The organism is Asanoa siamensis (genome assembly GCF_016862555.1).
GTDB classification, from domain to species: Bacteria; Actinomycetota; Actinomycetes; order Mycobacteriales; family Micromonosporaceae; genus Asanoa; species Asanoa siamensis.
On sequence record NZ_BONE01000008.1, the window covers coordinates 80,536 to 92,732 of the forward strand.

Annotated in this window: 10 protein-coding genes; 4 read left to right on the top strand and 6 right to left on the bottom strand. The window is 70.2% G+C overall.

Features of this window, described 5'->3' with window-relative positions; translation table 11 throughout:
• Positions 1-19 precede the first annotated feature (19 nt).
• The gene (locus Asi02nite_RS07440; RefSeq protein WP_203711419.1) at positions 20-1,498 is read right to left on the bottom strand and encodes a glutamate-cysteine ligase family protein; all 1,479 of its coding nucleotides are present in this window, start codon (positions 1,496-1,498) and stop codon (positions 20-22) included.
• A gap of 156 nt (positions 1,499-1,654) precedes the next feature.
• Here Asi02nite_RS07440 and Asi02nite_RS07445 point away from each other — a divergent pair, with 156 nt between their 5' ends.
• Positions 1,655-2,992 carry an AMP-binding protein gene (locus Asi02nite_RS07445; protein ID WP_203711420.1) on the top strand — a complete coding sequence of 446 codons (1,338 nt, stop codon included), beginning with the start codon at positions 1,655-1,657 and terminating at the stop codon, positions 2,990-2,992.
• A 48-nt stretch (positions 2,993-3,040) separates the two neighbouring features.
• Here the strand turns inward: Asi02nite_RS07445 and Asi02nite_RS07450 are convergent, their stop codons facing one another.
• The 5 genes from Asi02nite_RS07450 to kdpF are packed head-to-tail and all read right to left on the bottom strand — an operon-like array spanning position 3,041 to position 10,432.
• Positions 3,041-5,623, bottom strand: a complete 2,583-nt coding sequence (locus Asi02nite_RS07450; protein ID WP_203711421.1) for a sensor histidine kinase — start codon at positions 5,621-5,623, stop codon at positions 3,041-3,043.
• A gap of 21 nt (positions 5,624-5,644) precedes the next feature.
• Positions 5,645-6,547, bottom strand: coding sequence for a potassium-transporting ATPase subunit C (locus tag Asi02nite_RS07455; RefSeq protein ID WP_203711422.1), 903 nt, complete (start codon positions 6,545-6,547; stop codon positions 5,645-5,647).
• Entirely contained in the window at positions 6,547-8,661 is a 2,115-nt protein-coding gene (kdpB, locus tag Asi02nite_RS07460; RefSeq protein WP_239126548.1) for a potassium-transporting ATPase subunit KdpB, read from the bottom strand. The genes Asi02nite_RS07455 and kdpB overlap by 1 nt, the downstream gene beginning before the upstream one ends.
• A 26-nt stretch (positions 8,662-8,687) precedes the next feature.
• Entirely contained in the window at positions 8,688-10,343 is a 1,656-nt protein-coding gene (gene kdpA / locus Asi02nite_RS07465; RefSeq protein WP_203711424.1) for a potassium-transporting ATPase subunit KdpA, read from the bottom strand.
• On the bottom strand, positions 10,343-10,432 hold the full coding sequence (gene kdpF / locus Asi02nite_RS07470; RefSeq protein ID WP_203711425.1) for a K(+)-transporting ATPase subunit F: 90 nt from the start codon (positions 10,430-10,432) through the stop codon (positions 10,343-10,345). The genes kdpA and kdpF overlap by 1 nt, the downstream gene beginning before the upstream one ends.
• A 410-nt stretch (positions 10,433-10,842) precedes the next feature.
• Between kdpF and Asi02nite_RS07475 the strand changes: the two genes are divergently transcribed.
• The 3 genes from Asi02nite_RS07475 to Asi02nite_RS07485 are packed head-to-tail and all read left to right on the top strand — an operon-like array spanning position 10,843 to position 12,194.
• Positions 10,843-11,124 (top strand): G5 domain-containing protein, encoded by a 282-nt coding sequence (locus Asi02nite_RS07475; RefSeq protein WP_203711496.1) that lies wholly within the window; start codon positions 10,843-10,845, stop codon positions 11,122-11,124.
• Between the two features lie 45 nt (positions 11,125-11,169).
• Positions 11,170-11,403, top strand: coding sequence for a hypothetical protein (locus tag Asi02nite_RS07480; RefSeq protein ID WP_203711426.1), 234 nt, complete (start codon positions 11,170-11,172; stop codon positions 11,401-11,403).
• Between the two features lie 14 nt (positions 11,404-11,417).
• Positions 11,418-12,194 carry a DUF6236 family protein gene (locus tag Asi02nite_RS07485; protein ID WP_203711427.1) on the top strand — a complete coding sequence of 259 codons (777 nt, stop codon included), beginning with the start codon at positions 11,418-11,420 and terminating at the stop codon, positions 12,192-12,194.
• Positions 12,195-12,197 lie beyond the last annotated feature (3 nt).

The window sequence follows — 12,197 nt, forward strand, 5'->3', positions numbered from 1 at the left end:
GGACGTGGGCTGACGAGGCCTACGCGGAAGGCCACTCGTGGACCGGTTGGTTGCTGTGCATCAGGGGGACGTAGCGCTTCACTACCTCGCGGAGCGCCTCTCGGCGGTCGAGGTTGCCCTCCACCTCCAGATGGTGCAGGGTTTCCACCTGCCAGCTCGCCCCGTTGCGGCCCAGCAGGCAACGCTGTTCGATGATGCCGAGCAGGCGGTCGCGTTCCTCCGGGGCCACACCCCAGAGGTCCAGCCCCGAAGCGGCCAGCGGCAGCAGGCGGCGCAGCACGAGCTCCGTGACCGGGAGATAGCCCAGGCCCGGCCAGAAGACCTGGGCCGCTATGCCGTTGCGGGCGCAGTTGTGGAAGTTCTCCTCCGCCGCGCTGAAGGACATCTGGGACCACAGTGGGCGGTCCGACTCCGCCAGCGTGCGGACCACTCCGAAGTAGAACGCCGCGTTCGCGATCGTGTCGATGACCGTCGGGCCCGCCGGGAGGACGCGATTCTCCACCCGAAGGTGCGGGCGGTTGCGGACCACGTCGTAGATCGGGCGGTTCCACCGGTAGATCGTCCCGTTGTGCAACCGCAGTTCGGCCAAGGCCGGGGTGTCGCCCTGCGCCAGGGCCTCCGCCGGGTCCTCCGGGTCGCAGATCGGCAGCAGCGCCGGGAAATAGCGGACGTTCTCCTCGAACAGGTCGAAGACCGAGGTGATCCAGCGCTCGCCGAACCAGACCCGCGGGCGTACACCCTGGGCTTTGATCTCTTCCGATCTGGTGTCGGTGGCCTGCTCGAAGAGCGGGATCCGGGTCTCCCGCCACAGCTCCTTGCCGTAGAGGAACGGCGAGTTCGCGCCCAGCGCCACCTGCACCCCGGCGATCGTCTGGGCCGCGTTCCAGTAGGAGGCGAACTGCGCCGGCGACACCTGCAGGTGGAACTGCGTCGACGTGCACGCCGCCTCCGGCGCGACCGTGTCGGCCGTCGTGTTGAGGCGCTCGACCCCGTCGATCCGGATCGTCAGGTCCTCGCCGCGGGCCGTGAAGATCTGCTCGTTGATCAAGGCGTAGCGCGGGTTGGCCGACAGCGACTCGACCGTCAGATGGCTCTGCCGCAATGTCGGCAGGATGCCGATCATGACCATGTGCGCACCGACAGCGCGCGCCTTGTCCTCGGCGGCGTTCAGCGAGGCCCGGATGTCGGACTCGAACTCCGCCGAACCCCGCGTCCCAAGCCGCCGCGGCGCCACGTTGATCTCGACGTTGAACTGGCCGAGCTCCGTCTGGAAAGCGGGATCGGCCACCGCCGCCAGCACGTCGGCGTTGCGCATCGCCGGGTCGGCCGAGTCGTCGATCAGGTTGAGCTCGATCTCCATGCCGGTCAACGGCCGCTCGAAGTCGAAGCGTGACTCGCGCAGCATCTCCGCGAACACGTCGAGGCAGCGGCGCACCTTCTGCCGGTAGCGCGCCCGATCTTCGCGGGTGAACTCCCGCTGGTCGACCTCTTCGCCCATCAGTCACCGCCCGTAGGAGTGGGTCCACCCGATGTACCCACAAAGCTCCCACGACACGCGGCCCGTCGGAAGGGTTACGGCGCGTTGTCCTAGAACTACCCAACAACACTAGGGGTACGGGGGCCCCGACGGCGGCGATATGGCAGCGTTGGCCGCGTGTCCCTGCTGCCCGCCCTGACCGGCGCCCACGGCGACGCACCCGACGCGGTGCGGATCGGCGACGACGCCCTCTCCTTCGCCGACCTGGCCGCGACGAGCGCCGCCCTGGCCCGGCGCATCACCGGCGCCACCGCGGTCGCCGTCACCGCCACGTCCACCGTGGATACGGTCGTCGCGGTGCTCGCGGGCATCGCCGCCGGCGTACCCGTCGTGCCGGTCCCACCCGACTCCGGCCCGGCCGAGCGCGACCACATCCTCCGCGACTCCGGCGCGGAGCTGATCCTCGACGACGAGGCGGCCAGGACCGACGGCTCCGCCACCTGGCCGGACCCGACGGCCACGGACCGGCCGGCACTGATCCTCTACACGAGCGGCACCACCGGCCCACCCAAGGGCGTGCCCATCGCCGGCACCGCGATCGCGGCCTGCCTGGACGGCCTCGCCGACGCCTGGCACTGGACACCGGACGACCGCCTCGTCCACGCGCTGCCGCTCTACCACGTACACGGCCTGGTCCTCGGTGTCCTCGGTGCCCTCCGCACGGGCAGCCACCTGCACCACACCGGCAAACCCCGGCCCGACCTGCTCGCCGCGGCGAAGGGCAGCCTCTATTTCGCCGTCCCGACGATCTGGCACCGGGTCGCCGCCGCCCCGGACGCCGCTAGAGCTCTCCGCCACGCCCGCCTGCTCGTCTCCGGCAGCGCCGCCCTGCCGGCCGGCGTCTTCACGGCCATCGAGAGCCTGACGGGCCAGGCCCCGGTCGAGCGGTACGGCATGACCGAAACGCTGATCACCGTGGCCACCCGCGCCGACGGCCACCGGCGCCCGGGCGCGGTCGGCATCCCGATCGAGGGGGTCGAGACCCGCCTGGTCCACGACGACGACGACACCGCTCCGGGCGCGCTCGAGATCCGTGGCAGCACGGTCTTCGCCGGCTACCTCGGCCAACCGGACGCGACGGCCAGGGCTTTCACCGCCGACGGCTGGTTCCGCACCGGCGACGTCGCCACGATCGACGCGGACGGCGTGCACCGGATCGTCGGCCGCGCCTCCACCGACCTGATCAAGACGGGCGGCTACCGGGTCGGCGCCGGCGAGATCGAGGACGCGCTCCTCACCCACCCGGCGGTACGCGAGGCGGCGGTGCTCGGCCGCCCGGACGACGACCTGGGCCAGCGCGTGGTCGCGTACGTGGTCGCCGACGGCGTGTCAGCCGACAGCCTGATCCAGCACGTCGCGACGACCCTGTCGGCCCACAAGCGACCCCGCGAGGTCATCTTCGTGGCCGAGCTCCCCCGCAACGCCCTCGGCAAGGTCCAGAAGCACCGGCTCTAACCTGCGACGTCCGGACGATCTGCGGGTCGTCGACGACGAGCACCCGCATCATCGCCGGTGGCGGCGCTCCCGCACCGCCCGTTCGACCGCCTCGGTCGCCGCGCCGTCGCCTGGGGAGACCGCCGCCGGCAGGACGAGCACCATCGTCAGCCCGCCGCCCGGCGTGGTCTCCGGGTGCACGCTGCCACCCATCGCCTCGGCCAGGCCGCGGGACAGGGCCAGGCCGAGCCCGACCCCGTTGTGGTTGTCGTGGTCGCCCATCCGCTGGAACGGCACGAACACCTTGTCGCGGTCCTCCTCCGGGATGCCGGGGCCGTGGTCGACCACCCGCAGCTCCACGCGGTCCGCCTGGTAGCGGGCGGTGACCAGCGGCGGCCGGCCCGGCGGGCTGAACCGCAGCGCGTTGGCGATCAGGTTGACGAGGATGCGCTCCAGCAGCCCCGGGTCGGCGGCGACGGCCGGCAGGTCGGCCGTGATGTCGGAGCGCACCTCCGCGCCGAGCTCGTCGAGCGCCCGCGGCACCGCGTCCTCCAGCCCGATCTCGGCCACGGTCACGCCGAGCGCTCCGGCCTGCAGGCGGCTCAGGTCGAGCAGGTTGTCAACCAGCCGGGTCAACCGTTCCAACGACTCGCGGGCGGCGTCCAGCAGGTCGTCGCGGTCGTCGTCCGAGAACGCGACCTCCTCGCCGAGCAGGCTGTCGACGGCGGCCTTCGCGGAGGCGAGGGGCGTACGCAGGTCGTGGCTGACCGCGGCGAGCAGCGCCGTGCGCATCCGGTCGGCCTCGGCCAGCGGCCGCGCCTGGGCCGCCTGCTCGGCGAGCCGTTCCTGGCGCAGCGCGACCGCGGCCTGGGCGGCGAACGCCTCGATCAACCGCCGGTCGAAAGCGGCGGGGGTACGCCCGCGCAGGGCCAGGACCAGCCCGTCGTCGACGGCGACCTCCGTGGCCGCCTCACCGGGCGCGCAGCACGGCGGCCCGCCGACATTGGCGGCGACGTCCCAGGAGAGCGGGCTGCGGTGCCGGTCGGGCCGGTCGCCGGCGTCGGCCCGGCGCTCCAGCAGCGTCACCGCCTCGAGCCCGAAGGTCTCCCGGAGCCGCTCCAGCAGCGCGGTCAGCGGCCCGGTCCCGCGCAGCACGCTGCCCGCCACCGTGGACAGGGTCTGCGCCTCGGCACTGGCCTGGGCGGCCTCCCGGGTACGCCGCGCGGCCACGTCGACGATCCACGACACGGCGGCCGCGATCGCGATGAACACGGCCAGCGCCAGGATGTTCTCGCGCTGGGCGATCGTCCACTCGTTGGTCGGCGGGGTGAAGAAGTAGTTGAGCAGCAGCGACGCGGCGACGGCGGCGAGCAGCGCCGGCCAGATCCCGCCGACCAGCGCGATGCCGACGACGGCGGCGAGGAAGAGCAGCATCTCGCTGGGCAGTGACAGGTCGGGGCGCAGCGGCAGCAGGGCGCCCGCTAACAGCGGCAGGCCGAGGACGACCAGCCCGAAGCCGATCAGGCGGCGGCGCGGTGAGAGCGCGGGCGCCGGCACCGCCAGCCGGCCGCGGCCGACCTCGGCGTGCGGCACGAGGTGCACGTCGATCGCGTCCGAGCGGGCCGACGTGGTGACGCCGACGCCGGCGGCGAAGACCTGGGCCAGCCGCCCGCGCCGGCTCACGCCCAGCACGAGCTGGGTCGCGTTGACGCCGCGGGCGAAGTCGAGCAGGGCCCGCGGGATGTCGCCGCCGACCACCTGGTGGAAGCTGCCGCCGAGGCTCTCCACGAGCAGCCGCTGCTTGGCCAGCAGGGCCGGGTCGGCACCGGTCAGGCCGTCGGAGTTGGCCACGTGTACGGCCATCAGGTCGGTGCCCTTGCCCCGCGCGGCGATCCGGGCCGCGCGGCGGATCAGCGTGTCGCCCTCGGGGCCGCCGGTGACCGCGACGACCACCCGTTCCCGGGTCTCCCAGGTCCGGCCGATCCCGTGGGCGTCGCGGTAGCGCTCGAGCTGTTGGTCGACCTTGTCGGCCAGCCAGAGCAGGGCCAGCTCGCGCAGCGCGGTCAGGTTGCCGACCCGGAAGTAGTTGCCGAGCGCGGCGTCGATCTTGTCGGGGTGGTAGATGTTGCCGTGCGCCATCCGCCGGCGCAGCGCCTCGGGCGTCATGTCGACCAGCTCGACCTGGTCGGCCCCCCGTACGACGCTGTCCGGCACGGTCTCCCGCTGGACGATGCCCGTGATCTGCTCGACCACGTCGTTGAGCGACTCGAGATGCTGGACGTTGACCGTCGACAGCACCGTGATGCCCGCGTCGAGCAGCTCCTGGACGTCCTGCCAGCGCTTCTCGTTGCGCGACCCCGGCACGTTGGTGTGCGCCAGCTCGTCGACGACCGCGACCTCGGGCCGGCGCGCGAGGAGCGCGTCGACGTCGAGCTCGGTGAAGGTGGCGCCGCGGTACTCCACGGAGCGCCGCGGCACCACCTCCAGGTCGCCGATCATCCGGGCCGTGTAGGCCCGGCCGTGGGTCTCGACGAAACACACGGCCACGTCGGTGCCACGCTCGATCCGGCGGCGCGCCTCTTCGAGCATGGCCACCGTCTTGCCCACCCCCGGGGCGGCCCCGAGATAGATGCGTAGTTCTCCGCGTGCCATGTCGGAACCGCCCCGCCCCCGTCAGCGGGCCGGGAGGTCGCGGTCGAGCGCCAGGTTGAGCTGGAGCACGTTGACCGCGGGCTCGCCCATGAAGCCGAGCGCCCGGCCCGTCGTGTTCGCGTCGACCAGCTCACGCACCGCCGCCGGGTCCGCGCCGCGCTCGCGCGCGACCCGGGTCACCTGGAGCGCGGCGTAGTCCGCGCTGATGTGCGGGTCGAGGCCGGAGCCGCTGGCCGTCACCGCGTCCGCGGGGACCGCGGGCGAAGCCGGCGCGTCGCCCCGGATCGGCACCAGCACGCCGCCCGAGTAGTCGTCGCCGGGCTTGGCGGACTCGACGGTGACGCCCTCGTAGGTGGCGATGAACGGGGTCGCCGGGGCGGCCTGGTTGACGCTGACCGCCCGGGTCACGCTCCCGGTCAGACCGGACGAGTAGAAGACCCGCAGGACCGCGCCGACGCCGTCGGGCGTGCAGTACGGCCGGGCGCCGGAGACGCCCTCCCGCTCGCCGACCTCCAGGCTGCGCGCGCAGACCTGGGTGAGCAGGCTCTGCGAGCCCTCGTCGGGGTTGCCCTCGTCGTCGACCGCGCCCGGCACCGGCAGGGTGTCCTCGACGCTCTCCGGCCCCAGGTTCGAGGCCGCGGTCGAGGTCGGGTCGTAGCCGTCGCCGGCCGCGGACGGCCGGGACTGGAAGTACGTGAGCACCGCGTTGCCGTCGGCGTCGGTGAACGACTGGCCGATCAGTGAGCTGCCCACGTCCCGACCGTCGGCGGTCTGGATGACCGACCCGTTCGCGTTGTCGCGCAGGCCCGGAAGCTGGGCGATGCCCGTCATCAGGAACGGATAGGCGAGGCCGAGGATGACCGTGAACACCAGGACGGCGCGCAATGCCGCCAGGTGCTGTGAGATCCAGGAAGGAAGGCGCATCAGAAGATCCCTTGGATGATCAGGTCGATGATCTTGATGCCCACGAACGGGACGACGATCCCGCCCAGGCCATAGATCCAGAGGTTGCGGGTCAGCAGCTTCGACGCGCTGCTGGGCCGGTAGCGGACGCCGCGCAGGGCCAGCGGGATCAGCGCGACGATGATCAGCGCGTTGAAGACGACCGCCGATAGGATCGCCGACTCCGGGCTGCTCAGCCGCATGATGTTGAGCGCGTCCAGGCTCGGGTAGATGCCCGCGAACATCGCCGGGATGATCGCGAAGTACTTCGCGATGTCGTTGGCGATCGAGAAGGTGGTCAGCGCACCGCGGGTGATCAGCAACTGCTTGCCGATCTCCACGATCTCGATGAGCTTCGTCGGGTCGGAGTCGAGGTCGACCATGTTGCCGGCCTCTTTCGCGGCCGACGTGCCGGTGTTCATCGCGACGCCGACGTCGGCCTGCGCGAGCGCGGGCGCGTCGTTGGTGCCGTCACCGGTCATGGCGACCAGGCGGCCGCCCTCCTGCTCCTTCTTGATGAGGGCCATCTTGTCCTCGGGCTTGGCCTCGGCGAGGAAGTCGTCGACGCCGGCCTCGTCCGCGATGGCCTTCGCGGTGCGGGGGTTGTCACCCGTGATCATGACGGTACGGATGCCCATGCGCCGCATCTCGTCGAACCGCTCGCGCATCCCGGCCTTGACGACGTCCTTGAGGTGGACGACGCCGAGCGCGCGGGCGGGCTGACCCTCGACGTGCTCCGCCACGACCAGCGGGGTGCCGCCGGAGCCGGCGATCGCGTCGACGGTGTCGCCGACCTCCTCGGTCGGGTGGCCGCCGTTCTCGCGTACCCACTTCATCACGGCCGCGGCCGCGCCCTTGCGGATGCGCCGGTCCGTGAGGTCCACACCGGACATTCGTGTCTCCGCGCTGAACGGCACGAACGTCGCGTTCGGCATCACGCCTTCCGCGCGGGCCCGCAGCTCGTAGTCCTGCTTGGCCAGCACGACGATCGACCGGCCCTCCGGCGTCTCGTCGGCGAGGCTCGAAAGCTGGGCCGCGTCGGCGAGGGTCTCCGGGGTGACGCCCTCGACGGGCAGGAACTCCGACGCCTGCCGGTTGCCGAGGGTGATCGTGCCGGTCTTGTCGAGCAGCAACGTGTTGACGTCGCCCGCGGCCTCCACCGCACGGCCCGACATCGCCAGCACGTTGCGCTGGACGAGGCGGTCCATGCCCGCGATGCCGATCGCGGAGAGCAGCGCGCCGATGGTGGTCGGGATGAGGCAGACCAGCAACGAGACGAGCACGATGCCGGAGATGCCGTCCGCGTTCAGGGCCGCCGTGTCCGGCGCCGCGCCCTGGAACGCCTTGGCGAAGATCGCCATCGGCTGGAGCGTGACCACCGCGAACAGGAAGATGATCGTCAGCGCGGCCAGCAGGATGTTGAGCGCGATCTCGTTGGGCGTCTTCTGCCGGCTCGCTCCTTCGACCAGCGCGATCATGCGGTCGATGAAGCTCTCGCCCGGCTTCTGCGTGATCTTGACGACGATCCGGTCGCTCAGCACCTTGGTGCCGCCGGTGACGGCGCTGCGGTCGCCGCCGGACTCCCGGATGACCGGGGCCGACTCGCCGGTGATCGCCGACTCGTCGACGCTGGCGATGCCCTCGACGACGTCACCGTCGCCGGGGATCGTCTGGCCCGCCTCGACGTACACGACGTCGCCCTGCCGCAGTTCCGAAGCCGCGACGGACTCCTCGCGGTAGCGCGTGCGGTCCTGGCCCGGCGTCCATTCGGCCAGGCGGAGCGCCATGGTGTCGCGCTTGGCGGCCCGCAGCGTGGCCGCCTGCGCCTTGCCGCGACCCTCGGCCACGGCCTCCGCGAGGTTCGCGGAGAGCACCGTGAGCCAGAGCCAGATCGTGATCAGCCAGGCGAACAGCGACGGGTCGCCGATCGCCAGCACGGTGGTGAACACCGCGCCGATCTCGACGATGAACATGACGGGGTTGCGCCACAGGGTGCGCGGGTTGAGCTTGAGAAGTGCGTCGGGCAACGACTTCCAGAGCTGTTTCGGGTCGAGCAGGCCGCCGCCGATCCGGCCCGGCGTGGTGGTTGCAGTCATCTCCATTTTCCTTTGTGGACGGCGGCTCAGAGGCCCTCGGCCAGCGGGCCGAGAGCGAGCGCGGGCAGGAACGTCAGCGCGACGAGCACCACGGTGACGCCGGCGAGCATCGCGACGAACAGCGGCTTGTGCGTCGGCAGCGTGCCCTGGGACTCCGGCACCGGTTGCTGGCTCGCCAGCGAGCCGGCCAGGCCGAGCACCATGATGATCGGCAGGAAGCGGCCGAGCAGCATCGCGAAGCCGAGCGCCGTGTCCCACCAGCCGGTGTTGACCGTGATGCCGGCGAACGCGGAGCCGTTGTTGTTGGCCGCCGAGGTGAACGCGTAGAGCACCTCGGAGAAGCCGTGCGGGCCGACGTTCAGCATCGTCGTGTGGTTGCTGGTCGCCATCGCCGCCGCGACGCCGGTGAGCACCACCAGCGGCGTGATCAGGAAATAGAGCGACGCGAACTTGATCTCGCGCGCGCCGATCTTCTTGCCCAGGTACTCGGGCGTACGACCGACCATCAGGCCGGCGACGAAGACCGTGATCACGGCGAGCACGAGCATGCCGTAGAGACCCGCGCCGACACCGCCGGGCGCGACCTCGCCGAGCATCATGTTGAACATCGGCATCATGCCGCCGAGCGCGGTGTACGAGTCGTGGAACGAGTTGACAGCACCGGTCGAGGTGAGCGTCGTTATCGAGCCGAAGGTCGCCGAGTTGGAGACGCCGAACCGCATCTCCTTGCCCTCGAGCGCGGCCCCGATCGCCTGCGGCACCGTACCGCCGCCGTGGATCTCGAAGCCGTTCGTGAGCGCGATGCTGACGACGGCGAGGATGCCCATCACGGCGAGGATCGCGTACCCCTGGCGGTTCTGACCCACCATCCGGCCGAACACCCGCGGCATGGCCACCGGGATCAGCAGGATGAGGACCAACTCGACCCAGTTGGTCCAGCTCGTCGGGTTCTCGAAGGGGTGGGCACTGTTGGCGTTCATGAAGCCGCCGCCGTTGGTGCCGAGCTCCTTGATGACCTCCTGGCTGGCCACGGGGCCGCCGGTAAGCGTCTGCGTGCCGCCCGTCAGCGTGGTCACGTCGTGGCCGCCCGAGAAGTTCTGCACGACGCCGCCGACGATCAGGATGATCGTGCCGACGACCGCGACGGGCAGCAGGATGCGCAGCGTGATCCGGGTCAGGTCGACCCAGAAGTTGCCGAGGTCGTTGGTCTTCCGCCGGGCGAACCCGCGCACGAACGCCACGGCGACCGCGATGCCCACGCCGGCGGAGACGAAGTTCTGCACCGACAGGCCGGCCATCTGCGACAGGTGGGTCATGGTCGACTCACCGGAGTACGCCTGCCAGTTCGTGTTGGTCACGAACGAGACGGCGGTGTTCCAGGCGATGTGGTTCGTGACCCCGGGGAAGTCCGGGTTGGGCCAGAGCACGTGCTGGAGGCGCAGCAGCGCGTAGAGGAAGAGCAGGGAGACGGCGGAGAACGCGAGCAGGGAGCCCGCGTACGCCTTCCAGCTCTGCTCGCCCTCGGGGTTGACGCGGAGGACCTTGTAGATGCCCCGCTCGACCACGGAGTGCCGTCTTCCGACGACGACGCGGTACATGTAGTCGCCGAAGTACCGGTAGGCGACCGCCAGGACGGCGATCAGCGAGAGGACGAACACCACGCCGGCGGCAGTCATGCTCATCAGAAACGCTCCGGGAACAGCAGTGCGGCGAGAAGGAAGACGGCCAGCGCGGCCGAGACGACGAGCCCGATCAGATTGACGGCGCTCACAGCTTCGACACCCCCCGCACGACCAGTCCGAGGATGGCGAAGAAGGCCACCGTCACGAGTACCAGCAGCACGTCAATCACGTGCGAAACTCCTATTCATCGAATCGAGGGCAGCCTGGAGGTCGGACAGGTGCCGGAAAGGATGAAATCGCCTCGCGAGACGCCGCGGAACGGGTCCAGACGCCTTCCATACGCGGCCTGACGCTTTCTTGACGCCCTGACTACACGGGCGTGACGGGCACCACGAAGGGGCGGGGCCGGGTACGTATGGGTCGCGTCAAGACCCTTGGCGTTCCCGCGGCCGCGGTGGTGACCTGGTGAGGTGCTGACAACACTGGCGCTCACCGCCGCACTTCTGGTGCCGCTGATCCTCGGCCTGCGCTGGCTGAGCCGCCCATCGGACCAAACGACCTGGTAGTTCGGGAGACCCAGCGGATCGCGTTCTCGACCCGCACCTTGAAGGACGCGTCGCTTGCGTCCGGCACGCGCGAGGTGCGTACGAAGGGCGTGGCGGGGCAGACCACCCGCAAGTCCGACGCGAACTACAGCGGCTGCGTGCCGGTCGCATCCGATGTGGACTGCCCGGGCGGCGACGGCAACGGCCCGGCATACGTCCAGGGCCCGGTCAAAGTCATCGGCGGCGACATCTACGACCTGGACCGCGACGGCGACGGGACCGCGTGCGACAGCTGAATCAGGCCTGACCCACGACAGCGGCAGGCTGCTAGCATTCCGCAAATGCAGGCCGCCCTGTATTTTCCGTTCATCAATGTGCCGTCAACGGCCTGGTGGACTCGAACACTGCTTTACTGGGATCGCGTCGGGACGATTGTGCCGCACTCGTACCGGCACGAGCCGGAGAACCTTGGCTTGCACACCCTCGAACTTATCCGCGAGGGCTTGCTCGACCAGTACCCGCCCGATTTTGCTGGGTCGTCCACATCCACCGGGACAAGTGGACTACGCACATGAGTGGCCTAGGACAGGTGCGACGATGGGGGCTGGCCCTGCACGATCGGGAATCGACCCGTCGCGATGATTGGATCGCGGTCGAGCAGACCACCGCCAACGAGTTCATGGCTGCCCTCACCCTCGCAGTCCGCGAGGAACTCGATCGCGACCACCGGTTCAACCAGCCAAACCAACGGATGACCTGGGTTCCGACGACAGACCTGGCCGAGGCGGTGCAAGCACTACTGGCCGGCCTGCGTGCGGCCACCCCTGCGGATGACGATGCTCGCCTGCGCCTGCGCGTGAGTGGGGAACTGGCCGCAGCCGAGATCCGTACTGAACTGTTGCGCGATCTACTGCCAGTGCCGACCGAACCGCTTCCGGCGAGCAAGATCTTCGAGTTTCGTCGCAAGCACGGCAGCCTTCTACCTGACCTCCGCCGGCACCTCGAGAGCAAGATCGACGAAGCACTCGCGATCGAAGACGAGATCCTGCGCTTTCGCCTTCTTGATCGCGTGCGGGACCAACTAGAGGATCAGGTCAGTGAAGCTGAGACCTACCTGCGCGAACTTTCACTGAAGCGGATCTCCCGTTCCTCAATCCTCAAGATTTTGACGTTCGTGCCCTTTCTCAAGGATCCGATTGAAGCCGGCCAGGATCTGGCGGAGAGCGCCAGGACCAATCCCGCGTTTGATGCCGAACCCCTGGCGTACCTGGCGTTCGCGCGCACCGCCTTCGCCCCAGGACAACGCTTGGTCGCCGACGATTCTGCCCGCGCCACGTTGGTCGAGGCACTCGCAGACAGAAAGTAGCCC

Excerpts from the sequence above, each read along its gene's own strand:
- Asi02nite_RS07440 (WP_203711419.1), bottom strand. The coding sequence starts at position 1,498 with ATGGGCGAAGAGGTCGACCAGCGGGAGTTCACCCGCGAAGATCGGGCG.
- Asi02nite_RS07450 (WP_203711421.1), bottom strand. The coding sequence starts at position 5,623 with ATGGCACGCGGAGAACTACGCATCTATCTCGGGGCCGCCCCGGGGGTG.
- Asi02nite_RS07455 (WP_203711422.1), bottom strand. The coding sequence starts at position 6,547 with ATGCGCCTTCCTTCCTGGATCTCACAGCACCTGGCGGCATTGCGCGCC.
- kdpB (WP_239126548.1), bottom strand. The coding sequence starts at position 8,661 with ATGACTGCAACCACCACGCCGGGCCGGATCGGCGGCGGCCTGCTCGAC.
- kdpA (WP_203711424.1), bottom strand. The coding sequence starts at position 10,343 with ATGAGCATGACTGCCGCCGGCGTGGTGTTCGTCCTCTCGCTGATCGCC.
- Asi02nite_RS07480 (WP_203711426.1), top strand. The coding sequence starts at position 11,170 with ATGCAGGCCGCCCTGTATTTTCCGTTCATCAATGTGCCGTCAACGGCC.